This window comes from Aeromonas sp. QDB14, assembly GCF_027707845.1.
Lineage (GTDB): Bacteria > Pseudomonadota > Gammaproteobacteria > Enterobacterales > Aeromonadaceae > Aeromonas > Aeromonas caviae.
This window is the reverse complement of the sequence record NZ_JAPCJD010000063.1, coordinates 1-25,268: the sequence shown is the minus strand read 5'-3', so window position 1 is coordinate 25,268 and position 25,268 is coordinate 1. Positions and strand designations below refer to the sequence as shown.

Here is a 25,268-nt window from a genome sequence, read left to right as displayed (position 1 = left end):
GAACCAGTGATTGGTTCCGGATTGTCCTACAGCAGAAGGATCGGTCAATGGATCCTTAACTGATCAGCATTGCGCCCCGAGCGGGGCTTTTTTTGACCAGGATCTCTGCAATTTCTCCCGTTTCGCCGTTTTTGGTGCGCCAATGACCCGAATTGGCCAAATTCAGGTTGAGGCAGGGCGCGTAATGAGGGATCATACCCGGCTTGACGGCGGGGGTATGAGGGTGCCAGCCGGCACAACGTCCGCCAGTGACGCATTTTTGAGGTGAGCCATGAGTCAGGCGAACAGCCCAACTAACTTTATTCGTCAGATCATTGATGAAGATCTGGCCAGCGGTAAGCACAGCAGCGTGCATACCCGTTTCCCGCCGGAGCCGAACGGTTATCTCCATATCGGCCACGCCAAATCCATCTGCCTGAACTTCGGCATCGCCCGTGACTATCAGGGTCAGTGCAACCTGCGTTTCGATGACACCAACCCGGCGAAGGAAGACATCGAGTTCGTGGAGTCCATCAAGCAGGACGTCCAGTGGCTGGGCTTCCAGTGGAGCGGCGAGATCTGCTACTCCTCCGACTATTTCCACAAGCTGCACGGCTATGCCATCGAGCTCATCGAGAAGGGACTGGCCTATGTGGACGAGCTCTCCCCGGACCAGATGCGCGAATACCGCGGTACCCTGACCGCCCCTGGCAAGAACAGCCCGTTCCGCGATCGCAGCGTGGAAGAAAACCTGGCCCTGTTCGCCAAGATGAAGAACGGTGAGATGGCCGAAGGGAGCGCCTGCCTGCGCGCCAAGATCGACATGGCATCCCCCTTCATGGTGATGCGCGATCCCGTCATCTATCGCATCAAGTTTGCCCACCACCACCAGACCGGTGACGAGTGGTGCATCTACCCGATGTATGACTTCACCCACTGCATCTCGGACGCCCTGGAGGGGATCACCCACTCCCTGTGTACCCTGGAGTTCCAGGACAACCGTCGCCTGTATGACTGGGTGCTGGACAACATCAGCATCGACTGTCACCCCCGTCAGTACGAGTTTTCCCGTCTGAACCTCGAATACACCGTCATGTCCAAGCGCAAGTTGAACCTGCTGGTGACCGAGGGGCACGTGAACGGCTGGGATGATCCGCGCATGCTGACCGTCTCCGGTCTGCGCCGCCGTGGTTACACCCCGGTCTCCATCCGCGAGTTCTGCAAGCGCATCGGTGTGACCAAGCAGGACAACATCGTCGAGATGAGCATGCTGGAAGCCTGCATCCGCGACGATCTCAACGAGAACGCCCCGCGTGCCATGGCCGTGCTGCACCCGGTGAAGGTGGTGATCGAGAACCTGGCGGCCGACGAGGTGCTGACGGCGCCTGCGCACCCGAACAAGCCGGAGATGGGGACCCGTGAGCTGCATTTCTCCCGCGAAATCTTCATCGACGAAGCGGACTTCAAAGAGGAAGCCAACAAGCAGTTCAAGCGGCTGGTGCTGGGCAAGGAAGTGCGCCTGCGCAACGCCTACGTCATCAAGGCTGAACGGGTCGAGAAGGATGCGAACGGCAAGGTTACCTGCATCTACTGCTCTTACGACCCCGAGACTCTGGGCAAGGATCCGGCGGACGGTCGCAAGGTGAAAGGGGTGATCCACTGGGTCAGCGCCACTCACTCCCTGCCGGCCGAAGTGCGTCTCTATGACCGTCTGTTCAAGGTGCCGAACCCGGGCGCCGAGGATGACTTCGAAGCGGCTCTGAATCCGGAATCCCTGGTGATCATCGAAGGGGCCCGGGTGGAAGCTTCCCTGAAGGATGCCAAGCCGGAGTTTGCCTACCAGTTCGAGCGTGAAGGTTACTTCTGCGCCGACAACAAGCTCTCCAGCGCCGAGCGCCTGGTGTTCAACCGAACCGTGGCCCTGCGTGACGTCTGGGGCAAGGCCGAGGCCTGATAGAAGAGGGCAGGGGAGACCCTGCCGCTTCTGATCCGGATTGCGGACACAAAAAAGCCAGCATCATGCTGGCTTTTTTATTGCGCCGACCCGGCCGAATCAATCGTAGTGCTTGCAGTCACCGTTGGCGCAGTGGCCATACAGGTAAAGGCTGTGGTTGGTCAGGCGGATGTTGTGCGCCTTGGCGATGTCGCGCTGGCGCTGTTCGATCACCTCGTCGGAGAACTCGATCACCTTGCCGCAGTCGAGGCAGACCAGGTGGTCGTGGTGCTCCTGGGTGGCCAGCTCGAACACCGACTTGCCCCCTTCGAAATGGTGACGGGTGACGATACCGGCATCATCAAACTGGTTGAGAACGCGATAAACGGTAGCGAGACCAATCTCCTCGCCCTGATCGATCAGCCGTTTGTACAGATCTTCCGCACTGGTGTGCTGGCAGTCCGGCTGTTGCAGGATTTCCAGGATCTTGACACGGGGCAAGGTAATCTTGAGCCCGGCCTTTTTTAACGCTTGGTTGTTGTCTGCCATTTCTATTTATTCGCATTCTCGAAGGTGTGGTTATTCTGATTGACTGCCGCTGTAATGGCAACCACGAACTCGCTTGGCCTGTCATTATAGGTCGTAGCCAAGTTAAAAATAAACCCAGCAATTCAAGGGCTTTAGCTCATCAAGCCCGTCATGGGAATATTCAGGCCCGCTTGCTCGACCAGAGAATGTTGATACTATGTGACTTCTTTATAGTCTGGTCGGATGAGATCCATGGATTGGCTTTTCGGCAATGCCGCCTGGGTGCGCTGCGCCCTCAACGCCTGGCCCCCCTTCTGGGGCGCAGGCATCAAGATAGAAACCCTGAGCCCCGATTTTCGCTTCTGCCGGGTCACTCTCAAGTCCCGCTGGTGGAACAAGAATGCCAACCGGACCCAGTTCGGCGGCAGCATGTTCGCCATGACGGATCCCATCTACCCGTTGATGCTGATGGGCTATTTCAAGAACCGCTACTACGTGTGGGACAAGGCGGGCAGCATCAATTTCATCAAGCCGGGCAAGGGCAAACTGGTGGCGGAGTTCACCCTGAGCGACACCAAGCTGGCATCGATCGTGGCGGCGACCGAGGGGGGAGAGAAGCACTTTCCCGAGTTCGAGGTGCAGGTGCAGGATGGCCAGGGCGAGCTGGTGGCCCAGGTGAAGCGCACCCTCTATGTCAGATCCAAGCCCCAGCACAGGGGGGGCTGAATGCCTGCTGCAGATGCAACAAGGGCCCCGTCGGGGCCCTTGTTGCATGAAGAGGGAGGGAGATCAGATCACTCCAGCTCGCCCAGGCACATCTCTTCGTGCAGCTGTTTGCACCAACCCTTGACGCGCTCGGCGGTCAGCTCCGGCTGGCGATCTTCGTCGATGCCCAGGCCCACGAAGTGCTTGTCATCCACCAGCGCCTTGGAGGCTTCGAACTCGTAGCTCGCGGTCGGCCAGTGGCCGATGATGATGGCGCCCTTGGCTTCGACGATGTCACGCAGGGTGCCCATGGCGTCGAGGAAGTACTCGGCATAGTCTTCCTGATCGCCGCATCCGAAGATGGCCACCAGCTTGTTGTTGAAGTCGATCTCTTCGAGTTCGGGGAAGAAGTCGTCCCAATCGGCCTGGGCTTCGCCGTAGTACCAAGTCGGGATGCCGAACATCAGCAGATCGAAGCTGTCGATGTCGGCCTTGCTGCTCTTGGCAATGTCACGGACTTCAATCAGTTGTTTGCCCAGTTCTTTCTGGATCATCTTGGCGACAGCTTCGGTATTACCGGTATCGCTGCCGAAAAACAGACCTACACTAGCCATAGTGTTTCGTTACCCGTATCTGGTGTTGATGCTTGACGGTTCAGATTGCGATGCCTGCTGCATGAGCAGACTCGATCTGTTGCTTCAGGATAGATTGGATCAGCTCGGCTCGGCTGACGTTCTGTTGCAGCGCAAGTTGGTTCAGGCGCTCCAGCAACTCGGCTTCCACCTTTAACTCGACCCGTTTCAGCCCGTTCTCACGATCGCGCTTGAGCTGGTTGCGCTTGTTGATCTTGAGCTGGGTCTCGCGGGGGAGTGGATTGGTCTTTGGCCTGCCGGGGCGCTTCTCAGTTGCGAACAGATCCAGTGTTGTTCGATCAGTTTGCTGTTTGGCCATACATCACAGATGAAAAGTAGTTAGCCGATCCCTGAGCCTTCCCAGCCCATTTCGATCAGCCCCTTGGCGACAAAACCCGCGCAACCCAGAAACAGCACCAGCCAGACGATGAAGCGGCCGAAGCGGGGCACATTGCCCCGTTTGAGCACGTCCTGAATGGCCAGACCAATCAGCAGGAAGATGGCCACGAAGAACAGTTTCAGGCCCAGACTCTCGATGAGATCGATGTGTTCACTCAGCATGGATTGCGCGCACTCCTTAAGACGGGCGCACTATATCACAAAGGATTTGAAACTGTTAACCGCCTGTCGACAGGAAATCCACAACCAGTTTGTTGAACAAAACCGGCTTTTCCGCGTGCAGCCAGTGACCCGTGCCGGCGATGACGCGGGCCTTGGCGGCCGGGAACTGGGCCATCGCGGCCCCGGTGTATTCGGGCAGTATATAGTCGGAGTCGCCCCCCTTGATGAAGAGTGTCGCGCCTTCGAAGCGGCGTTCATCGTCGGGCCAGCCCATGATGTTGGCGTAGTTGCGCTCAAGGGCCGGCACGTTGAAACGCCACCCCCATCCAGACTCCCCTTTGGCGAAGGATTTGAGCAGGAACTGGCGCACCCCGGCGATCTCGATGTGCTCGGCCAGCATGGCTTCCGCCTCGCTGCGGCTCTGGGGGGGCGTGGCCAGCGTGGCATTGAGCCCAGCAAACACGTTCTTGTGGCGGGCGTGGGGATAGGCCACCGGGGCGATGTCCGCCACTACCAGCTTGCTGACCATTTGAGGGGCCTGCTTGGCGACCTGCATGGCGACCTTGCCCCCCATGGAGTGACCCACCAGGGCCACCTGTTCAAGTCCAAGATGGTCCAGCAGGGCCAGGATGTCCGCCGCCTGGGCCGGGTAGCTCATCTCGTCCGAGTGAAAGGAGGCGCCGTGATTGCGCAGATCGACGCTGATGACCCGGTATTGTTCACTGAGGGGGCGCGCCAGCAGGCCGAGGTTGTCCAGGCTGCCAAAGAGGCCATGGATCAGCACGACAGTCGGGCCTTCGCCCTGATCCTTGAAGTTCAATCGTGGGTATTGTTGCAAAATGACACCTTATCGGTCGTGGGCTCTATCGCCATAATTTTTAACACACTGAAAGAAAAGGATTTCATTCCTGATGGGGGATTTTTTTGTGGTTTTTTTTCAAAAATATCTCCCCGGGATCGGCTATCAGTGCGGGAGATCACACACTTGGCCCGTCATTATGCCGTATTCTCAAGGAGATTCATGCACATCTGTCCGCCCCTTGCTTGGGCTGCCGGGTCTGCCTATGTATAATCGCCGCATCCGAATTTCGACGAGTCCAGCGCATCCCTATGAAAACCATCGAGCTTGATGACGATCTCTACTTCTTTATCGCGAGCCAGACCCGGCACATCGGCGAGAGTGCGTCCGATATCCTGCGTCGCCTGCTGGAGCAACCCGCCCAGGCCGGCACGGCAACCGTGGCGGCCGCGCCTGCGATGCAACCGCAACCCGTGGCCGATGCCATGGGGCTGGAGGCACTGCTGGATTCCGGCGAGCTTCAGAGAGAAGAGAAGTCCATCAACCGCTTCATGCTGGTATTGAGCACCCTCTATCGGGACAACCCGGAAGGCTTCACCCAGGCGACCGAGATAAAAGGGCGCAAGCGCGTCTATTTCTCCCGTGACCCGGAAGCGCTGCGTGCCAGTGGCAGCACCACCAAGCCCAAGCCGGTACCGGAGACCCCGTTCTGGGTGATCACCAATACCAATACCAGCCGCAAGCAGAACATGGTGGCCCAGCTCATGAACAGCATGGGTTATGACGAGGATCTGACGGCTCGGGTGTGCGGCGCCGTTTAACCCATCAATGACTTCAGGCCTTGCCGGGCAAGGCTCAGCTCAAGGAAAACGCCATGGCACAGCATTCCCACGCCGGTCAGCCGGCTCGTCTTTGCGATCTGACCAACATTCCCCGTCTGGTCAGCGCCTACTACCTCAACAAGCCGGACATGAGCCGCCCTGAGCAGCGGGTCGCCTTCGGCACCTCCGGTCACCGCGGCAGCGCCCTGCACAGCGCCTTCACCGAATCCCACATTCTGGCGGTGACCCAGGCGCTGGTGGAGTACCGCCAGCAGGCCGGTATCACGGGGCCGCTGTTCGTTGGCATGGATACCCATGCCCTGTCTGAATCCGCCTTTGCCAGCGCGGTGGAAGTGCTGGCGGCCAACGGTGTCGAGACCCGCATTCAGGCCGGCCTCGGCTTCACGCCGACCCCGGTCATCTCCCATGCCATCCTGCGCCACAACGCAGGCAAACCCGTGGCCCAGGCGGACGGCGTGGTGATCACCCCGTCCCACAACCCGCCGGAAGACGGTGGCTTCAAATACAACCCGCCCCACGGCGGTCCCGCCGAGGGGGAGATCACCAAGTGGGTGGAAGACCGCGCCAACGCGATTCTGGAAGCGGGTCTGGCCGGCGTGAAGCGGATGCCGTTTGCCGAGGCCCTCAAGAGCCCGTTCGTGGTGGAACACGACTATGTCACCCCTTATGTGGATGATCTCGAAAACGTGCTGGATCTGGCCGCCATCAAGCAGGCTGGCATCAAGATCGGCGTGGATCCGCTGGGTGGCTCCGGCGTCGCCTACTGGGACGTCATCGCCAGGCGCTACGGTCTGGACATCGAGGTGGTGAACTACAAGGTCGACCCGACCTTCTCCTTCATGACCCTGGACAAAGACGGCAAGATCCGGATGGACTGTTCCAGCCCGTTCGCCATGGCGAGCCTGATTGCCCTGAAAGACAAGTTCGACATCGCCCTTGGCAATGACCCTGACTACGACCGTCACGGCATCGTCACCAAGGCGGGCCTGATGAATCCGAACCACTATCTGGCGGTGGCCATCCAGTATCTGTTCACCCACAGAACCGGCTGGCCCAAGGGGGCGGCCGTCGGCAAGACGCTGGTCTCCTCTTCCATGATCGACCGGGTGGCCGGCGAGATCGGTCGCACCCTCAAAGAGGTGCCGGTCGGCTTCAAGTGGTTCGTGGACGGTCTCTACAGCGGCGAGTTCGGCTTTGGCGGCGAGGAGAGCGCGGGTGCCTCCTTCCTGCGCAAGGACGGTACCGTCTGGACCACCGACAAGGATGGCTTCATCCTGGCGCTGCTGGCGGCCGAGATCCTGGCGGTGACCGGCAAGGATCCCCAGGCCCACTATGATGCGCTCGAAGCCAGATTCGGCCGCTCCAGCTACCGCCGCATCGATGCTCCGGCCAACAGCGCCCAGAAGGCGGTGCTCTCCAAGCTGGATCCGGCCCTGGTGGAAGCCTCCACCCTGGCTGGTGAGCCCATCCTCGCCAAGCTGACCAAGGCGCCTGGCAACGATGCCGCCATCGGCGGCCTGAAAGTAGTGACCGAGAATGGCTGGTTCGCGGCGCGCCCCTCCGGTACCGAGTCCATCTACAAGATCTACATGGAGAGCTTCAAGGGGGAGGCGCACCTGGACCTCATCCAGCAGGAAGCCCAGCAGATCGTCTCCGCCGCCCTGGCCAAAGCCGGGGTCTGACCCTTACGGCAAAAACCCATGTGAAAGAGGAGCCCTGGTGGCTCCTCTTTTTTTGTGTCGGGTTGACTGCGGATCAGCCGTTGTCGACGCTGCCGGTGGCGGCCTTGCGGTTCTGCCAGCGCTTGAGGAAGGGGCGGGCCGGCAGCTTCATCAGGAAGAGAGAGAGCAGGATGATGCCGATGCCGAGCCACTGACGGTCATCCAGGGTTTCTCCCACCATCAGCACACCGCAGGAGACTGCCACCATGGGGTTGGTGAGGGCCAGCATCCCCATCACCTCCGGGCCATGGCGTTTGAGTCCCCAGAGCCAGGCCCAGTAGGCCAGAGCCGTATTGAGGATCACCAGCCAGATAAGCCCGGGAGTGGCGTCAGCCCGGGGCAGGGGCATGGGGCCGGCCAGCCACCAGGCCAGCGGGATCAGCATCAGGCCGCCCAGCAGCAGCTGCCAGGCGGTCAGGGCCAGCAGGTCGTCCACCGGCCAGCGTTGCATCCAGCGGCTCGACTGGCCGATGAGCAAGGTGGCGAGCAGGGCGCACGCCACGCCGACGGGATCCAGATTGGCAGAGGGATTGAGCAGCAAGAGCACCCCGACGAGCCCCATCACCCCCAGCAACAGCCACTTGATCGTCGGTCTGACACCGTCTTGCAGCCAGGCCAGCCCCATCAGGATGAGGGGCAGCGTCGCTCCCAACGTACCCGCCACGGCGCCGGGCAGGCGAAACGCCGCCACGAACAGCAGGGCGAAGAAGGCGGTGATGTTGCAAAACGCCAGCAGGAGCTGCCTGCTCCAGACGAGAGGCGGTCTGCGGGGATGGAGCAACAGCAGCAGCACCCCGGTGGGGAGGGCGCGCCACACGGCCACCCAGTAGGGGGAGTAGTCGGTCAGGTAGAGACTGACGACGGCATAGGTGCTGCCCCAGAGCAGGGGGGCGAGCAGGGCGATCAGCAGCGGCATGGTTATCTCGTAACAAAGTATCTTTAAGTCAAGATACATTAGCCGCGAGTTGGTTTATTATCAAGTATCTTTATGTGAAGATAATGGAGCCCGAATGGAGAGTGATCATGTAGATCAGCTGCTGGCCCAGTGGGCCCGGCAGCGCCCGGACCTCGACTGCTCCCCCATGGGGGTGCTGGGGCGGGTGGCGCGCATGGCGGCGATCGCCGGGCGCGAAGTGAGCGAGACCCTCAAGGAGTGCGGTCTGCTGGGGTCTGATTTCGATATCCTGGCGACCCTGCGTCGGGCCGGCGAGCCGCTGACCCCGACCGCGCTCTACCAGTCCGCCATGCTGAGTTCAGGGGCCATGACGGCCCGGCTCGACAAGCTGGAGCAGCGTGGCCTGATAAGACGTGAAGCCTCCCCGGATGACAGGCGCAGCCTGCTGGTCTGCCTGACGGAGCTGGGGCGGGAGCTGGTTGACCATGCGGTGGAACAGCACGTGGCGAACGAGCGCCGCCTGCTGGCCCCATTGAGCCTGGTCGAACAGGAGCAGCTGGCCGCCCTGCTCAAACGCTGGCTGCTGGAAAACGAATAAAAAAAAACGGGCCTGCGGGCCCGTTTTCGTTGGCATTGAGGCTGACTCAGTAGCCGCCTCTGGCATCCCTGACGGCAAGGCCAAGCTGCCATACCGCCATGGCGTAGTGGGTGCTGTGGTTGTAGCGGGTGATGGCGTAGAAGTTCGGCAAGCCGTACCAGTACTGGTAACCGGTGCCGACATCCAGACGCAGCAGGCTCGCCTCCTTGTGATTGCCAAGGGAGCCGGTGGGAGCCAGCCCGGCACCGCGCAGGGTGGCTACCGGGTAGCGGGTCTGGAAGCCGTGCTCATAGCCCGGCAGCTGTCCCTGGCCGCGTACTGCCACCGGCTGCCCTTTCTCCCAGCCGTGGGCCTTGAAGTAGTTGGCCACGCTGCCGATGGCATCCACCGGATCCCACAGGTTGGTGTGGCCGTTGCCGTTGAAGTCCACCGCGTAGTTGCGAAAACTCGACGGCATGAACTGGCCGTAGCCCATGGCCCCGGCATAGGAGCCCTTGGGTTCGGTGGGATCCATCCCCTCATCCCGGGTCATCACCAGGAAGGCTTCCAGCTCGCCGGTGAAGAAGTCGGCGCGGCGCGGGTAGTCAAATGCCAGGGTCGCCAGGGCGTCGAGAATGCGGGTCTTGCCCATCACCCGACCCCAGCGGGTTTCCACCCCGATGATGCCGACGATGATCTCGGGTGGCACCCCGTAGATCTGCTGCGCCCGGTTGAGTTCACTCTCGTATTCACGCCAGAAGTTGACGCCGTTCTGAACGTTGTCCGGGGTGATGAACTTGGCGCGGTAGCGGTTCCAGGCGCCGGTCGGACCGGTGGGCGGTCTGGTGGTGGGGGCCTGGGCGTCCATCAGCTTGATGATCCAGTCATAACGCTCGGCCTGGGACAGTACCCGGTGCAGCTCGGCGCTGTCGAAGCCGTGCTTTTGCACCATCCGCTGCACGAAGTTGTCCACGTTGGAACGATTGGCGAAGTCCCCCTTGCTGACCCCGGGCTGGCTCACCTGCCCGTAGAAGGGTTTGCTCGGCGGCGTCTGGTTGATGAAGGCGCTGTTGGGTTGGGGTTTGACCACGGGCTTGGGCGCCGGCGTGCTGCTGCAGCCGTAGATCAGGGGAAACAGGGAGAGGACACAGACAAGGCGACGCATAGGGTTCTCGTGAGCCTGAAAAAGAGTGCCGTCATGGTAAAACATTGGCGTGCAGGCGCAAGTGCTCCGTGCAGGCGCGCCCCCCGGGATCCCGTCAGCGCAGGGTGTGGTAGCCGCTCCAGATCCGGGTCAGGGTCGTGATGGCGCAGAGCAGGGCGAAACCGTAGGCCAGTGGCACGAAGGCGGCGGGCCAGAGGCATATGATCACGAAGAGGGCGATGGTTTCGCTCCCCTCGGTGAGCCCGCCCAGATAGTAGAGGGATTTGTGGTGGTAGACGGGGCTCTCGATGCCCCGCTTGCCCGCCATGATGGCAAAGGCCAGAAAGCTCGATCCCGTGCCCATGAAGGCGAACAGCAGGGTGGCGGCGGCCAGGGCGTTGGCCGGGTCGGCGAGGGCAAAGCCCAGCACCACGGCGGCGTAGAAGATGAAATCCAGCGTGATGTCGAGAAACCCGCCGCAGTCGGTGATGCCCGTTTCCCGCGCCACGGCGCCATCCAGCCCGTCCAGCAGCCGGTTGAGCAGAATCGCCGCCAACGCCCATTGATAGCAGCCAAAGGCCAGCAGCGGCAGCGCCAGCATGCCGATGAGAAAGCCGGCGAGGCTCACCTGGTTGGCGCTCACCCCGGCCCGGCACAGGGGGCGGGCGAGTGCGGCGAGGGGGCGGCGGATAACCGGGATCAGGTGGCGATCAAACAAGGTGGTGCTCCTCTTCGGGGCTGGCTGGGGGAATCAGCTGCAAGATGGTGCCCGGCGCATCCTCTTCGTCGTGGGTCACCAGCAATGCGGGGATGGCCTGCGTGCGCAGGCGCTCGAACACCAGGGTTCTGAATGCCGCCCGCAGCGGCTTGTCGAGGCGGGAGAAGGGTTCGTCCAGCAGCAATGCCCTGGGCTCGGCCAGCAGGACACGCAGCAGGCTGACGCGGGCTTTCTGGCCGCCGGAGAGCGCCCCGGGCAGCTTGTCCGCCTGAGCCTCCAGCCCGACCTCGGCCAGCGCCTCGCGGGCCCGGGTCTGCCTTGCCGCCATCCCCTTGAGATGCGCCGGCATGCCGAACATCAGATTTTCGGCCACCGTCAGGTGGGCAAACAGCAGGTCATCCTGAAACAGGATGCCGACGCCCCTCTCCTGGGGGGGCAGCGGGGTGAGGCGATGTGCGCCGAGCAGGATGTCCCCGGTCAGCCGGATGGGCCCCCCGGGTGGCAGCACTCCCGCCAGGGCCGCCAGCAGGGAGCTCTTGCCACAGCCGCTCGGTCCCATCAGGGTGAGCACCTCGCCCGGGGCCACCCTGAGGGGGGGAGCGTCAGCAGGGGGGCACCGTCGAGGAAGAGGGTGAGTGCGGAGGTATGCAGCATCGGGTCAGGGCCTCAGGGCGGGGTTGATGCGCCGCGGCAGCCAGAGCGCCAGGGCATAGATGAACAGGGGCAGCAGCAGTTGCAGCAGGCCGTAGAGCCCCGCCAGCCGCCTGTTGAGGCCGCTGCCGATGGCCACCGCCTCCGTGGTGATGGTGACGACCCGCCCGCCGCCGAACAGCAGGGTCGGCAGGTATTGGGCCAGGCTCACCGCCGCCCCGACACCGAAGGCGAACAGCAGGGGACGGGCGAGCAGGGGACCCTTGACTCGCCACCAGGCCCCCCAGGGGCTGGCCCCGAGCGTGAGGGCCACCCGGGTGAGGCGCTCGTCGAACTGGCGATAGGGGCCGTGCAGGCAGAGATAGACGTATGGAAAGACGAAGATCAACTGGCTCCAGAGTACCCAGCCAGGGCCTATGCCAGTGAATCCCAGCCCGTCGGTCTGAAGGCGCAATCCAAACAGCAGGCTGGCCTGGGGCAGCAGGAGAGGCAGGCAGACAAGCCAGAGGGTGCGTGTGGCGCGGCGCGCAGGCAACGCCTCGAGGCAGAGCACCGCCAGCATCAGGGAGAGCGCGGCGCAGAGCAGGGCCAGCCACAGACTCTGCCACAGCAGCGGGCCCAGGCTCGGCAGCAGAGCCTGCCAGTGGTGGCTGCTCCATTCGCTCGGCCAGAGGGCGGGAAAAGACCAGCGCCGGGTCAGGGACCAGAGCAGCAGGGCGGCGAGCACCAGCAGATTGGTCAGGAGCAGCCCCCACACGCCGATGCGGGCAATGAGTCCGGGCCAGGGCGAGGCGGGGGCGCGTCGCCCATCCAGCCAGCGTGCCTTGCCGAGGGTGAGGTGGGCCCGCTCCAGCAGCCTGATGGCGCCAAGCAGCAGCAGGTTGAGGGCGAGCAGCAAGAGGGCGCCGCTGGCACTGGCGCCGCGCCAGGCGGGGTCGGCATCCTGATACCAGAGCCAGAGTCGCACCGCCAGGGGCGGCGGGGCATCCGGCCCCAGCAGCAGGGCGAGATCCACCACCGCCAGGCCATAGGCGGCCACCGCGTAGAGGGGCAGTCGCAGGGCGGGCCAGAGGGCGGGCAGCAGCAGGCGCCACCAGATCCGGGGGGCGCTGAAGCCGAGGCAGGCCCCCAGCCACTGCTGGCGCGCCACCTTGGCGGGATCCAGTGCCGCCAGCGCCATCAGCAGCAGGAAGGGGGTCTCCTTGAGGATGAGCACCACGATGAGGCCAAGCCCCCAGGGATCCTTGAGGGTTTGCCAGTCCGGGGGCAGATGGGTGAGGTCAAGCAGGGGGGTGACGAGGCGCAGCAGCCAGCCGGAGGGAGCGATCAGAAAGGCGATGCCAATGGCAAAGGCGACGTGGGGAAGCGCCAGCAGGGGGGAGAGCAGGCGGCGCAGCCAGCGCATCCAGGGACGCCCGTCCCCCTGGGCGAGCAGCAGGGCGGTGGCGCCGAGAGCCCCCAGGGTGGAGGCGCCCGCCACCCAGAGGCTCAACCCTGCGGAGTGCCAGAGTCCGGGCTGGGGGAGCAAGAGGGATAGATTGGCGGGGGTGAGTCCCTCGATGACCAGCAACAGCAGGCCCCCGGCGAGCGGGATCCCCAGCAGCAGGGCTCCCAGCATCAAAAAGGGCAGCAGGAGGAGAGGGGCGCGCGCCTGCATGATGGATCAGTGGCCGTAGCGCTCGGCCCAGGCCGCTTCCAGCCGGGTTTGCCAGCTGGGGTGGGGCTCTGCCACCCCCTTGAAGCGCAATGCCGGACGGGTCTGGCCTGGCAGCGCCTCCTGGCGCAGCACGCTGGGATCCCCCCAGAAGGTGGGGTCGCTCTTGCGCGCCTGGGCGGCGGGGCTCAGCAGGAAGTTGACCACCACCTTGGCCCCGGCCCGGGCGGAGGTATTGAAGGGGATTGCGAGGAAATGGCTGTTGGTGAGCGCCCCTTTCTCCATGGCGATGGCCTGGACGGTGGGGGGCAGGGTGCCGTTTTGCACCGAACTCTGGGCTTCCCCCGGGTTGAAGCTGATGGCCATGGCCAGCTCGCCGTCATCGAGCAACTGCCTGGTCTCGGCGCCGCCGGTGGGGAAGAGCCTACCCTTTCGCCAGAGCGCGGGGTGAAGCTGGTCGAGCCAGGCCCAGAGAGGGGCGGTGATGCGAAGGAAGTCGGCATCGGTCGCCTCTTGATAGAGGGGCGCCGGATCCGGTGTCAGCTCCAGCAGGATCTGCTTGAGAAAGCTAGAGCCGTGAAACTGGGGAGGCTTGGGGTAGGTGAAGCGGCCGGGGTGAGCCTTGGCCCAGGCCAGCAGGGCGGCCGCCGAGGTGGGAGGTGCGTCTACCTGGTCGCCATCCACCATCAGATTGAGCTGGCCTATGCCCCAGGGGGCCTCCAGCCCCTCGACCGGCACGGTGAAGTCTTCACTCACCGGCAGGGCGGTGTCCACCAGGGCCATGTTGGGCAGCTCGTCGGTAAAGGGGGCCCCCAGCAGCCCCTGCTCCTTGAGCGCCTTGAAGTTCTCGCCGTTGACCCAGAGCAGGTCGATGGGGCCGTTCGACGTCTTGCCAGCCTGCTTGCCGGCCAGCAACTGGCTCACGCTCTGGGCGATGTCATCCACCTTCACCTGCACCAGCTCGACCTGGTACTGGCGAGCGATCTCCTGCCTGGCCCACACCAGGTAGGCGTTGATCTCGGGGCTGCCCCCCCAGGCGTTGAAGTAGACTGTCTGCCCCCTGGCGGCCAGCAGGGTCTGCTGCCACGATGCGTCATTGGCGTGGAGCGGGGAGGTCAGCAGCAGGGGGACAGCGGCCATCAGGAGACGGAGCAGGGCGCGAAGTCGGGTCGTGAACATGATGGTTGCCTCGTCAGAGTCAGGCGCCGCGGCGCCAGCGGTGATAACGGGCCAGCAGCGCCAGCAGGCGCCCGGGCTGGCGGGCACGGCGCCAGGCGCCAGCCACGTACTTGTTCCCCTCCATCAGGGTGGGGTAGGGGTGAACGGTGGCGAGGATCTTGCCAAGTCCCAGGCGGTGGCGCATGGCGAGGGCAAACTCGGCGATCCGCTCGCCGGCGTGAGCACCCACTATGGTGGCCCCGAGTATCCTGTCACGGCCCGGCACCGTCAGCACCTCGACAAAGCCCCCTGACTCGCCGTCGGCGATGGATCTGTCCAGCTCGGCCATCTCGAAGCGGGTCGACTCGAAGGGGATGCCTCGGGCCCGAGCCTCTTTCTGGTTGAGGCCGACCCGGGCTATCTCCGGACTGGTATAGGTGGCCGCCGGCATGACCCTGTAGTCTGCCCGAAAGCGCCTGAACTGGCCAAAGAGGGCGTTGATGGCGGCATACCAGGCCTGATGGGCGGCAAAATGGGTGAACTGGTAGGGGCCGGCAACGTCCCCCACCGCCAGGATGCTGGGGTAGTTGGTGGCGAGGAAGCCGTCGATGGCCAGGGTGCCGCTGGGGGCCAGTTCAACCCCCAGCGCCTCCAGCCCGAAACCGCCCACGTTGGCCTCCCGGCCAAGGGCCAGCAGCAGCTGGTCCCCCTCAACCACCAGCGTCTCGTCCCCCCGGCGCAGGTGCAGCCGGATGGGCAGGTTGGTGCCTTTACCGTCCATATACTCGGCCGAGGTAGCCTGCCAGCCGAGGTGCAGGGTGACGCCGTCGTGCTCCAGCTGCGCGGCCAGGGCCCCGGCGACGTCCTTATCTTCCCGGGGCAGCAGCTGAGGGCCTTGCTCCACCAGGGTGACGGGGATATCGAGCAGGGCCAGGCTCTGGGCCAGCTCGCAGCCGATGGGGCCCCCTCCCAGCACCAGCAGATGGCGGGGGGGCTCACGCAGTCGCTGCCAGATAGTGTCGGAGGTGAGGTAGGGAACCCTGTCCAGCCCCGGCAGTGCGGGCACCCGGGGGCGGGCGCCGGTGGCGATCACGATATGACGGCTGGTCAGGCGCTTGCCGTTGACCTCCACCTCCCAGGGGGAGGTGACTCGCACCCGCCCCTGGATGCACTCCACCCCAAGTCCTTCATAGCGCGCCACCGAGTCGTGGGGTTCGACCTCCTCGATGACCCGGGCGACCCGCGCCATCACGGCGGCGAAGTCGGCGCGGCTCTGGCTCGGGGTAAAACCAAGCTCCCCGGCCTTGCGCTGTTCAATGGCGAAGCGGGCGCTTCGGATCAGCGCCTTGGAGGGGACGCAGCCGGTATGGAGGCAATCCCCCCCCATCCTGTGCTGCTCGATGAGGGCCACTCTGGCTTTCACCGCGGCGGCGATGTAGCTGGTGACCAGACCTCCGGCGCCGGCACCTATCACCAGCAGGTTGTAGTCAAAGCGCGCCGGCTTGCGGTAGGGGGCGTGCAATCGGTAGAGGGCGAGACGGCGCTGCAAGGCACGCATCAGCCAGGGCATCAGGCCGAGCAGGGTCAGGGCGGCCAGCAGGCCGGGGGAGAAGAGGTTGCCTGTGCTGGTGAGGGTAGCCAGCTCGCTTCCCGCCAGCACGTAGACGAGGGTGCCCGGCAGCATGCCGAGCTGGCTGACCCAGTAGTAGGTGCTGACTCTGATGGGGGTGAGCCCCATCACCAGGTTGACCAGAAAGAAGGGGAAGAGGGGGATGAGGCGCAGGCTCAGCAGATAGAAGGCCCCCTCCTTTTGCATGCCGGCCTGAACGCTCGTCAGCTTGTCGCCAAAGCGCGTCTCGACCCAGTCCCGCAGCAGGAAGCGGGCGCTGAGAAAGGCCAGGGTGGCGCCGAGGGAGCTGGCAAAGGAGACCAGCAAGAGCCCCCACAGGATGCCGAAGACGGCGCTGCCCGCCAGGGTGAGCAGGGCCGCCCCCGGTAGGGAGAGGGCGGTGGTGAGCACATAGATCACCAGAAACAGCAGGCTGGCTGCGACAACATGGCGGTCGACCCAAAGGGCCAGGCGCACCTGATGAGCCTGCAACTGGGTGAGGCTCAGATAGTGGTCAAGGTCGAGGGCAAAGAAGGTGCCGAACAGGGCCCCCATCGCCAGCAACAGCAGCAGGCGTGCCCGGTTCATCCCTGCCCCTTGTCGAGGGGGCGCTCGGGTTGCACCGGCAACTGGCAGAACCCCTGGGGAGCGATGTCGAGAGCGGCATTGAACTTGGCGGACATGTTCTGGAAGGCGATGAGGCCGGTGAGCTCCACCAGGGCGTCGTCATCGAACCAGGGCTTGAGGCGGGCGGCCTGCTCGTCGCTCACGCCATCCAGCCCGGTCATGGCCTCGGCATAGTCCAGCACGGCCCGTTCCCGCTCGTCGAACAAGGGGCTGTCGCGCCACCGGGCCAGCGCCTCCACCTTGTCGCTGGAGCCTGCCCGCTTGACGAGGGTCATGGCGTTGATGTCGACACAGAAACGACACCAGTTGAGCTGGGAGACCCGCACCGTCACCAGGGAACGCAGCACGGGGTCGATGGGGGAGCGCTTGCGGTTGATGACGCCGTAGAGGGTGGCGACCGCGGCGAACAGCTTGGGGGAGCGCCCCCAGCACTTGCCCGGGATCAGCACCTGACCGTAGTTGCGTTTCTGCAGCCAGAAGAAGGGGCGGATGAACCAGGCGTAGGCCCGGTCCGGTTTGACCTCAATGCGCATCTTGTTCCTCTTTGAGCTTCTCCATCTTGGGCTTGTAGGCCCCGCCCAGACGCTCGTTCAACCGATTCAGGAAATCAATGATCCGTGCCCGGTTGACCCCCAGATCGCTGCGCCCCTGGCGCGAGGCGGAGCGCATGTCGATACGGGTCTCTTTGGGCCCGGCAAAGACCCGCAGGGCCACGTCATCCTGAAACCCGAACCAGCCGGTGGTGACGACGGCATCGATACCCTCGCTGCCCGGGCGAACCTGCCAACCCAGCTCCGTCATCAGTTCCTCGGCTTCCGCGAGCACTTCGACCGGGGATGCCCGGGTATAGAGAGGACCGGGGTTGCCTGGAAATACTTGCAGGGGCGGGGGGGAGACCGGGAGATCCTCCGGGCTTCTGAGCAGCTCGGCCCACTGGAGCCGTGGCGGATGGTAGGGATCCGTGCTGACGTCGTTGGTGAGGGGGGAGCGCAGCGCCTGGACGAGAAACAGCAGGGGCAACAGCAGGGGAGTTATGCCCCAGATATCCGGCCAGAGGTTGGTGGTGCGGCGATAGCGCCAGGGCAGGCGCAGCAGCAGCACGAGGCTGAGGAGGGCGCTGGCGAGACAGAGGATGAAGCCGAGCCACCAGGGCCAGAGATGGGCGCGGCTGCCAAGGGCCCCGCAAAGGGGCAATAGCCAGGTCAGCAGCGGCCACCACAAAGAGCTGTGCATAAGAGGGATCCACGGGTCAGGATGGAACTATGCCCAGAAGGATAAACTTAATTGCCTGATAACGTTAGTAAATGATCATCAATCCCAGGCGTGCGGCTCAGAGAACCGATGGCCTCGTCGCCCTGGATCAGTTGCGATAGAGCACCTTGATGAGGTGGAAGCCGAACTTGGTGCGCACCGGCCCCAGCACGGTCAGCAGCTCCCCCTTGAACACGGCATCGTCGAAGGACTTGACCATGTCCCCCTTGGAGAACTCTCCCAGATCGCCGCCACGCTTGCCGGAAGGGCAGGTGGAGAAACGCTTGGCCATCTGGCTGAAGTCGGCGCCCTTGGCGAGCTTCTCCTTGATCTCCAGACACTGTTTCTCGGTCTTGACCAGGATGTGCTGGGCACAGGCTTTTTTCATCGGAATGCTCCTCGGCGAGGGGAAAGGGGGCGCAAGATTACTGCAATTGCGCCTCCGCGTCAGCCCCTCGGGCGCGAGACCCGGCTCCGGGGGCCGGCGGCCAGGGGGGCCCTGGCCCGGGATTGCCAGAGGATCTCCAGCCCCAGCAGGGCATAGAGGCTCCAGATGGCCAGGGGGTTGAGCCAGTTGCCTCCCATCTGCAGGGTGGCCAGGGCTGCGCTCACCAGCAGCAGGACTATCCCGGGCAGGCGCCAGTGGACAGGCAGGGGGGCGAGCAGGGCCATGCCCAGCAGCAGGGCCAGGCCAAAGGGCAGATTGAGCGCGGTGAAGGCGAGGGCCTGCTGACCGTTCATGCCGGTCAGCAGGGCCAGCAGGGCGCTGCAGCAGGCCAGGAAGGTGATGAACTCGAGTCGGTCGGCGATGTAGTCAGCCAGTTGTTCGCTACGTAGGTGCATGGGGTCTCTCCTGCGATGATTGGGATCAGTGTGGGACAGGCAGGAGCGCAGGGGCAGCGGGATAAATCGATTGAATTGAACGAAGCTTTAGTGCCATCTATTCAAGTGATTGATTTAAAATTATTTTCCTGTTCAATAGCAGGCAGGATGGGGAAGAGGGCGCGGAGCAAGTCGAGGGGGACGGGTTGACGAAACCCGCCGGATGCGGGGTGTCCGACAAGGGTTGTCGCGACGAGCCGGACCCTGCTGCCAGCCCAAGGCCGCCAGGGGAGATCCGGCGTGGCGGGCAGGTGGTGGCGTTTTGTTCGCCCCTTGCCCGGATTGTGCGCAGTTTGGCTCCTCACACCCGGCTGGCTCCTTGCTGGGCCGAAGCGATCCCCGCACCGGGGGCGGCAGAGCGGCACGCAAAGGGGCTCCGAGCGTGGGATTTCGCCGTCGCGATTATGCTAGGATGAGCGGCACTCGCCCGGGATGAGTCTCGGTATCGTACTAAATAACACAATCTTTAAATCATGTTATTCGGGGAAAATGACGTTTGACAGGATGCTATCCTACTTTTCTCACCGGGAGCACTTCATCCGGGCGATCCCGTCGCCCCGGGCCCGGTCTCTTGCTGCTCGCCCTCGCTCTCTGGCTGATGGCGATGCCCGCCATGGCGGCCAAGTTGACCTACCAGATCAAGGGGGTCAGGGGAGAGCAGAAAGACAACGTCGAGGCCTACCTCAACGCCCTGCCCGTCTATCAGGAACGCCAGTACCGCCCCGCCCGCGCCAAGATCACCGAGAGCGTACAGAAGGCGCTGCAGGTCTATGGCTACTACCAGCCCAAGATCACCCTGAACCGCGACAAGAAGACGCCCGCCAAGGTGGTGATCGAGATTGAGCGGGGGGAACCCGTGATCATCTCGCGCCTCGACATCCTGCTGGAAGGGGATGCGGGGAGCGACGAGGTGTACAGCGAGCTGCTGGACAAGCTGCCCCTGAAGGAGGGAGATCCCCTCAACCACGGCAAATATGAATCCATCAAGGCGGATCTCGGCAGTCTGGGGCTGGCCCGCGGCTATTTTGACGCCAAGATCAGCAAGAGCCAGGTCAAGGTTTTCCCGGAACAGGGCAAGGCGGAGATCTACATCCTGTTTCGCTCTGGCCCGCGCTACCATTTCGGCGAGATCCGCTATGACGCGACGCCGGAGGCACTGCACCTGATCCGCCCGCTCATCAATATCAAGAGCGGCGACCCCTATCTGGCGACCCGTCTGGCGGAGATGTCCCAGGATGTCTCCTCCACCAAGCTGTTCAAGCAGGTGGACATCAAACCCCTGATCAGCCAGGCCGAGGGCAACCGGGTGCCGGTGCAGGTGACCCTCTCCAACCGGGTCGATCACGAGATTGAGACCGGTATCGGTTATGCCACGGACGTGGGGCCGCGCCTGAGTGCCACCTGGGAGAAACCCTGGGTGAACCGCTATGGTCACCGCCTCTCCAGCACCGCCAAGATCTCGGCGCCGGAAGCGGAGCTCAGCTTCGACTACCAGATCCCGGTGGGCAACCCGCTGCGGGATTACTACTCTCTGCAGGCGGGCTATCAATACACCGACAACAACGACACCCGCTCCGATCTGGCCACCTTCGGGGTGCACCGCTGGACACGCCGACCGGAGAGCTGGGACAGAGACGTCTTTGTGCGCCTGGAGAACGAGCGCTACGTCCAGGGTCAGGACGAGGGGAACAGCCTGCTGCTGATCCCCGGCGTCTCCTGGTCACGGCTGCGGGTGCGCGGCGGTCTGGTGCCGGATTGGGGGGATCGCCAGCAACTGACGATGGAGTTCTCGAGCCCCTACTGGGGGTCCGACATCAGCTTCATGCGGGTGTGGGGGCGCAGCAAGTGGCTGCGCACCCTGGGCGAAGATCACCGTTTCCTGATGCGGGCCGAGCAGGGGGCCATCGTCGGGGATGATTTCTCCCTGGTCCCGCCCTCCCTGCGCTTCTTCACCGGCGGCGATCAGACGGTCCGGGGCTACGGTTACGAGACCATTTCGCCACGGGGGGACGATGGCAAGCTGACCGGCGGACGCTACGCCAGCGTTGGCAGCCTGGAGTACAACTACCGCTTCAGCGAGAAGTGGCTCGGCGCCCTGTTCGTGGACGCCGGGACCGCCACCGTCGACTACAGCGAGGCCTGGAAGATAGGCACCGGGGTCGGGGTGCGCTGGGTCACCCCCATCGGTCAGGTCAGGCTCGATCTGGCGGTGGGCATCTCCGAGGAGGACAAGCCGCTGCGGCTGCACTTCGCACTGGGGCCGGAACTATGACCCGGCAACCAGGCGCATATCCTCTTCTTTCTCTTTTCTGGCCGCTGCGGCTGCTTTCCTTGCAGGGGTCTGCATCGTGATCTGGGTAAAACGCATTTTCTTGTGGCTCATGGGCCTCTTCTTCCTGCTGCTCATCGGCGTCAGCCTGCTGGGCTTCACCCATCAGGGCAACAAGTGGCTGTGGCAACAGGCCAGAGCCGCGCTGCCCTCCCTCAAGGGGGAGCTGGTGGCGGGGCAACTCGGGTATGGCTGGACCTTCGAAGGGGTTGGCTGGCAGGACGAGCTGGTGGATGTCACCGTGGAGCGGGCCGTGCTGGACTGGGATCTGGGCAAGCTCCTGCAGGGCAAGCTCTGGATCAAGACTCTGGCGGTGACTCGCCCCGTGGTCCGGGTGGCGGAGTCCGAGCCGGTGCCGGAAGAGCCGTCGGAGCCCTTCGTCTGGCATCCGTTGCCGCTCAAAATCCAGGTCGACAGCCTCAAGGTTGCCGATCTCGATGTGGCGGTGCCCGGCGTGACGATCACCCTCAAGGATCTGGACATTGGCGCCGCCCTGGATCGCGCCGGGCTCATCGTGCGCGGCCCCGTGCTCGATGGCCTGAACGTGTTGGTGGCACCGTCCCCGGTGGAGGCGGCCAGTGACAAGGGCGCCAAACCGGCGGATGAGAAAAGCGCCACCCTGGCGGCCGGCGAGCGCAAGGCTGTCCCCAGTGACAAGACGCAGGCCGCAAGCAAGCCCGAGCCCATGGTGCTGCCGGCGGTGCGACTGCCTTTCCCCATCCAGCTGGAGGGGCTGAAAGCCACGGCGTTCCGTTATCAGCAAGGTGAGCTGGTGGAGGGGCTTGACAACCTGTTGCTGTCGGCCACCGCCGAGGAGGAGCGTATCGACATCCGGGAGCTCTCCTTGCGCCATGCCATGGCGGATCTGGCCTTGAGTGGTCAGGTGCGCCTGCACGAGGATTACCCCCTCACCCTGACTCTGGATGCCAAGGCGCGTCAAGGGCTGCTGGACGGGGAGCTCAAGGGGGAGCAGGTCAATCTCGTCCTGGACGGTTCTGTGGTCAAGCTTGGGCTGGCACTCAAGGCCAAGGGACCGGTGGGCGCCAATCTCAAAGGATCCCTCGCGGCCCTCGACCCGGATCTGCCCTTCGATCTGGCGCTGGACTGGAAGAGCCTCTCCTGGCCCCTGCACAAGCCTGCCAAGGATGAGCCCAGCTATCGGCTGGACAAGGGCACCCTGAGCGCCAAGGGCAAGCTCTCCGGTTACCAGTTTGCGCTCAACACCGCCGGCAAGGGGACCGATGTGCCCCCCTTCAAGGTGGCGCTCTCGGGTAAGGGGGATCTCAACCAGCTGAGCCGTATCGAGCTGCTGCTGGGGGCCCTCAAGGGGGAGCTCAAGCTCGACGGCAAGCTGGCCTGGAGCAAGGGGGTCCAGTGGCAGGGGACGACCGAATTCAAGGGGATCAACCCGGCGGAGCTGGTGCCCGAGATCAAGGGAGCACTGGCGGGCAAGATCACCAGTCGCTTCGATCTGGATGAGGCGGGCCACTGGCAGCTGGCCCTGCCCGAGCTCAAGGTGGATGGCAAGCTCAACCAGTATCCCCTGGCCTTGCAGGGCAGGCTCAGCGGCAACGACAAGATGGAGTGGACCATCCCGGCCCTGGCGCTGCAAAGCGGCCCCAACCGGCTGCAGGCCAAAGGCTCGCTCACGACCCAGGCCTGGCAGCTGGATGCGGATCTGGATGCGCCCAAGCTTGGGGGTATCTACCCGGGTCTGGGAGGGGACATCAAGGGCCAGGTGCGCGTCACCGGCAACCAGCAGGCGCCGCGCGTGAATGCCGATCTGGTGTCGGGCCGACTCGCCTACGCGGGCACCGTCCTCAAGGAGACCGTCATCAGGGCCAACGCCCTGGTCGGGGAGAAGCCCGCCGGTGAGGTGGCGGTGACGGTGGCGAGCCTGGCGCAGGGGGAGACCAAGCTCTCGCAAATCGCCCTGAACCTGAGCGGCGATCTCGAGCGCCACGGGCTCACCTTGACCATGAAGGGGGATCCGCTGGCGGCAGACCTCAGCCTGAATGGCAGCCTGCGCGGTGACCGCTGGCGTGGCGCCCTTGCCGAGCTGAAGCTCAAGACCCCCCTCAAGCGCTGGGCGCTGACCGCCCCCTGGTCTCTGGACCTGGATCTGCCGAAACAGCAGCTGACCATGGGGGATCTCTGCCTCGCGTCCCAGAAGGCCAGTCTCTGCGTCAAGGGGAGCCGGATAGCCCAGTCCCAGGGCAATCTGGAATTTGCCCTGAACGAATTTGATCTCAAGCGGCTGCGCCCCTGGTTGCCGGACAATTTCCGCTGGCAGGCGGTGCTGTCGGCCGACGGGCGCGCCAGCTGGCGCGGCAACCAGCCGACCCTGCACGCCACCGTGCGCACCACGCCTGGGACCTTCGTCGCCGACGAACTCAAGACCGACTACCAGCGCCTCGAGCTCGGGATCGACTTCGAGCGCCAGCAGGCCGCCATCCGGGTCGATTTCGCCTCCGAGCAGATCGGTAACATCGACACCGATCTGCTGATCCGGGATCCCGCCGGCCGCGGCAACCTCGGCGGTCAACTCAGGTTTGACGATCTGAAGCTGGCGACCTTTGCGCCGCTCATTCCCGAAGTGCGCTCCCTGCAAGGGGTCATCTCGGCGGATGCCCGCTTCGAAGGTACCCTGGCTGCCCCCCTGCTGTATGGCGAGCTGAACCTGAAGGAGGGGGAGGTTCAGACCCACTCCGACATGGTGACCCTCTCCAAGCTGGTGACCCGCCTCAAGATAGAAGGCAACCGGGCCGAACTCGACGGCTCCATGATGGTGGGCAAGGGCCCCCTGGTGCTGGGGGGCTGGCTGAGCTGGGCCCAGCAGCCGGTGACCGGCAGCCTCACCATTCAGGGCAAGGAGCTGGAAGCCCAGTACCCGGGCATGGGCCGGGTCAGAGTGACACCTGACATCGCCATCTCTCTCGGGGAGGAGACCAGGGTGACCGGGCAGGTGGACATCCCCTGGTCGCGCATCCTGGTCAAGAGCCTGCCAGACAGCGCGGTAGCGGTCTCCGATGACGTCACCGTCATCTACGACGATCTGCCGCCGGTCCCCAAGGCGGCACCGCTGCCCATGGAGATCAGGCTCGCCATCCGGCTCGGGGACGATGTCCGCCTCGAAGCCATGGGACTCAAGACCAAGGTGGGAGGGGCCCTCAACATTCGCCAGGATCCCTCCAAGCCGCTCTCGGGCAACGGGCAACTGGAGCTCAGGGACGGGCGCTTCAAGGCCTATGGCCAGAACCTCATCATCAAGGAGGGGCGGATCCTCTTCTCCGGCCCCATTGATCAGCCCTATCTCAACATCGAGACCTATCGGGATCCGGACACCATCGAGGACAACGTGACCGTCGGGGTGCGGGTGACGGGGCCAGCCGCCAAGCCGAAGATCACCGTCTATTCCGAGCCGCAGATGGCGCAGTCCGAACAGCTCTCCTATCTGTTGCGGGGCAAGGGATTGCAGACCAGCGGCGAGGATGGCGGCTTCAACGGCCTGCTGGTGGCGGGGGCCGTGAGCCAGGCGAGCGGCGTGGTCTCCAGCATCGGGGAATCCCTCGGCATGAGCGACGTGGCCCTCGATACCGCAGGCAGTGGCGATGACACCCAGGTGACCCTGTCGGCCTACCTGCTGCCCGGCTTGCAGTTCCAGTACGGGGTCGGGGTGTTCAGCCCCATCGCTGAATTCAAGCTGCGCTACGAGCTGATGCCAAGGCTCTATCTGCAGGCCATGAGCGGGGTGGCCCAGGCGGTGGATATCTTCTATCGCTTCACCCTGTAAGGGGCGCGGATGACAAGACAGATGCCTGGGGAGACGTTTATCCCCCTCTGCCCGACCTGCTGATGACAGCTGTCGCCAGCAGGTTCGGGGTGAGAGCGTGTATATATTGACGGGAGGCTTGGCCTCCCGTTTTTTTGTAGAAGAAGGGGATTTGTGGAAGCCAGAAAAGCGAAAACCCGGCACAAGGCCGGGTTCTCTGAAAGATGGTGGAGGGAGAAGGATTCGAACCTTCGAAGGCAGAGCCGTCAGATTTACAGTCTGATCCCTTTGGCCGCTCGGG

23 protein-coding genes and 1 pseudogene are annotated in these 25,268 nt (G+C 64.0%); 7 read left to right on the top strand and 17 right to left on the bottom strand.

Going from position 1 to position 25,268, the window contains the following annotated elements:
- Positions 1-55 precede the first annotated feature (55 nt).
- A complete protein-coding gene (locus tag PG887_RS17155; protein ID WP_257712021.1) occupies positions 56-355 on the bottom strand; it encodes a hypothetical protein in 300 nt (99 codons plus the stop codon).
- Between PG887_RS17155 and glnS the strand changes: the two genes are divergently transcribed.
- Positions 272-1,933, top strand: coding sequence for a glutamine--tRNA ligase (glnS, locus tag PG887_RS17150; RefSeq protein ID WP_270822385.1), 1,662 nt, complete (start codon positions 272-274; stop codon positions 1,931-1,933). The two genes, PG887_RS17155 and glnS, sit on opposite strands and share 84 nt — an antisense overlap.
- Before the next feature lie 99 nt (positions 1,934-2,032).
- On the opposite strand, the gene fur is transcribed toward glnS, so the two are convergent.
- Positions 2,033-2,461, bottom strand: a complete 429-nt coding sequence (gene fur, locus PG887_RS17145) for a ferric iron uptake transcriptional regulator (RefSeq protein WP_270822384.1) — start codon at positions 2,459-2,461, stop codon at positions 2,033-2,035.
- A 231-nt stretch (positions 2,462-2,692) separates the two neighbouring features.
- On the opposite strand from fur, the gene PG887_RS17140 reads away from it, so the two are divergent.
- Positions 2,693-3,166, top strand: a complete 474-nt coding sequence (locus PG887_RS17140; protein WP_045525297.1) for a DUF4442 domain-containing protein — start codon at positions 2,693-2,695, stop codon at positions 3,164-3,166.
- 68 nt (positions 3,167-3,234) lie between these two features.
- Here PG887_RS17140 and fldA read toward each other — a convergent pair whose 3' ends face one another.
- From fldA to PG887_RS17120, 4 genes are read right to left on the bottom strand one after another with little or no spacing between them, the layout of a single operon-like run.
- Positions 3,235-3,759 carry a flavodoxin FldA gene (gene fldA, locus PG887_RS17135; RefSeq protein ID WP_010674104.1) on the bottom strand — a complete coding sequence of 175 codons (525 nt, stop codon included), beginning with the start codon at positions 3,757-3,759 and terminating at the stop codon, positions 3,235-3,237.
- 40 nt (positions 3,760-3,799) lie between these two features.
- Positions 3,800-4,096 (bottom strand): LexA regulated protein, encoded by a 297-nt coding sequence (ybfE, locus tag PG887_RS17130; protein WP_005325670.1) that lies wholly within the window; start codon positions 4,094-4,096, stop codon positions 3,800-3,802.
- Positions 4,097-4,116: 20 nt separating this feature from the next.
- Positions 4,117-4,338: a DUF2788 domain-containing protein gene (locus PG887_RS17125; RefSeq protein ID WP_010674106.1), complete on the bottom strand. Its 222-nt coding sequence runs from the start codon at positions 4,336-4,338 to the stop codon at positions 4,117-4,119.
- 55 nt (positions 4,339-4,393) lie between these two features.
- Positions 4,394-5,158, bottom strand: coding sequence for an alpha/beta fold hydrolase (locus tag PG887_RS17120; RefSeq protein ID WP_039039837.1), 765 nt, complete (start codon positions 5,156-5,158; stop codon positions 4,394-4,396).
- Positions 5,159-5,448: 290 nt separating this feature from the next.
- On the opposite strand from PG887_RS17120, the gene seqA reads away from it, so the two are divergent.
- Both seqA and pgm read left to right on the top strand, forming a co-directional pair.
- Positions 5,449-5,958: a replication initiation negative regulator SeqA gene (gene seqA, locus PG887_RS17115; RefSeq protein ID WP_270822382.1), complete on the top strand. Its 510-nt coding sequence runs from the start codon at positions 5,449-5,451 to the stop codon at positions 5,956-5,958.
- 53 nt (positions 5,959-6,011) lie between these two features.
- Entirely contained in the window at positions 6,012-7,661 is a 1,650-nt protein-coding gene (gene pgm / locus PG887_RS17110) for a phosphoglucomutase (alpha-D-glucose-1,6-bisphosphate-dependent) (RefSeq protein ID WP_010674109.1), read from the top strand.
- Positions 7,662-7,734: 73 nt separating this feature from the next.
- Here the strand turns inward: pgm and PG887_RS17105 are convergent, their stop codons facing one another.
- Complete coding sequence (locus PG887_RS17105) at positions 7,735-8,616, bottom strand: DMT family transporter (protein WP_104455641.1); 882 nt, start codon at positions 8,614-8,616, stop codon at positions 7,735-7,737.
- 94 nt (positions 8,617-8,710) lie between these two features.
- Between PG887_RS17105 and PG887_RS17100 the strand changes: the two genes are divergently transcribed.
- Positions 8,711-9,193 (top strand): MarR family winged helix-turn-helix transcriptional regulator, encoded by a 483-nt coding sequence (locus PG887_RS17100; RefSeq protein ID WP_104455642.1) that lies wholly within the window; start codon positions 8,711-8,713, stop codon positions 9,191-9,193.
- 46 nt (positions 9,194-9,239) lie between these two features.
- Here PG887_RS17100 and mltB read toward each other — a convergent pair whose 3' ends face one another.
- The 10 genes and pseudogenes from mltB to PG887_RS17050 all read right to left on the bottom strand — a co-directional run bounded on the left by mltB (position 9,240) and on the right by PG887_RS17050 (position 18,827).
- Positions 9,240-10,337, bottom strand: coding sequence for a lytic murein transglycosylase B (gene mltB / locus PG887_RS17095; protein WP_270822379.1), 1,098 nt, complete (start codon positions 10,335-10,337; stop codon positions 9,240-9,242).
- A 94-nt stretch (positions 10,338-10,431) separates the two neighbouring features.
- Positions 10,432-11,034 carry a CDP-alcohol phosphatidyltransferase family protein gene (locus tag PG887_RS17090; protein ID WP_104455643.1) on the bottom strand — a complete coding sequence of 201 codons (603 nt, stop codon included), beginning with the start codon at positions 11,032-11,034 and terminating at the stop codon, positions 10,432-10,434.
- A pseudogene (locus PG887_RS17085) lies at positions 11,027-11,688 on the bottom strand (ATP-binding cassette domain-containing protein). Before PG887_RS17085 ends, PG887_RS17090 begins: the two are co-directional and overlap by 8 nt.
- A gap of 4 nt (positions 11,689-11,692) precedes the next feature.
- Positions 11,693-13,342 (bottom strand): ABC transporter permease, encoded by a 1,650-nt coding sequence (locus PG887_RS17080; protein WP_270822376.1) that lies wholly within the window; start codon positions 13,340-13,342, stop codon positions 11,693-11,695.
- A gap of 6 nt (positions 13,343-13,348) precedes the next feature.
- Complete coding sequence (locus PG887_RS17075; RefSeq protein ID WP_270822374.1) at positions 13,349-14,518, bottom strand: ABC transporter substrate-binding protein; 1,170 nt, start codon at positions 14,516-14,518, stop codon at positions 13,349-13,351.
- A 19-nt stretch (positions 14,519-14,537) separates the two neighbouring features.
- The gene (locus tag PG887_RS17070) at positions 14,538-16,694 is read right to left on the bottom strand and encodes an FAD-dependent oxidoreductase (RefSeq protein WP_270822373.1); all 2,157 of its coding nucleotides are present in this window, start codon (positions 16,692-16,694) and stop codon (positions 14,538-14,540) included.
- A complete protein-coding gene (locus PG887_RS17065) occupies positions 16,691-17,266 on the bottom strand; it encodes a carboxymuconolactone decarboxylase family protein (protein WP_104455646.1) in 576 nt (191 codons plus the stop codon). The genes PG887_RS17070 and PG887_RS17065 overlap by 4 nt, the downstream gene beginning before the upstream one ends.
- Positions 17,256-17,966 (bottom strand): DUF1499 domain-containing protein, encoded by a 711-nt coding sequence (locus PG887_RS17060; protein ID WP_270822372.1) that lies wholly within the window; start codon positions 17,964-17,966, stop codon positions 17,256-17,258. The genes PG887_RS17065 and PG887_RS17060 overlap by 11 nt, the downstream gene beginning before the upstream one ends.
- Before the next feature lie 127 nt (positions 17,967-18,093).
- A complete protein-coding gene (locus PG887_RS17055; protein WP_039039827.1) occupies positions 18,094-18,372 on the bottom strand; it encodes a peptidylprolyl isomerase in 279 nt (92 codons plus the stop codon).
- Between the two features lie 59 nt (positions 18,373-18,431).
- Positions 18,432-18,827 (bottom strand): hypothetical protein, encoded by a 396-nt coding sequence (locus PG887_RS17050; protein ID WP_104455647.1) that lies wholly within the window; start codon positions 18,825-18,827, stop codon positions 18,432-18,434.
- A gap of 535 nt (positions 18,828-19,362) precedes the next feature.
- Between PG887_RS17050 and tamA the strand changes: the two genes are divergently transcribed.
- Complete coding sequence (gene tamA, locus PG887_RS17045) at positions 19,363-21,138, top strand: autotransporter assembly complex protein TamA (RefSeq protein ID WP_270822371.1); 1,776 nt, start codon at positions 19,363-19,365, stop codon at positions 21,136-21,138.
- A gap of 76 nt (positions 21,139-21,214) precedes the next feature.
- Positions 21,215-24,988 carry an autotransporter assembly complex protein TamB gene (gene tamB, locus PG887_RS17040; RefSeq protein ID WP_270822370.1) on the top strand — a complete coding sequence of 1,258 codons (3,774 nt, stop codon included), beginning with the start codon at positions 21,215-21,217 and terminating at the stop codon, positions 24,986-24,988.
- Positions 24,989-25,268 lie beyond the last annotated feature (280 nt).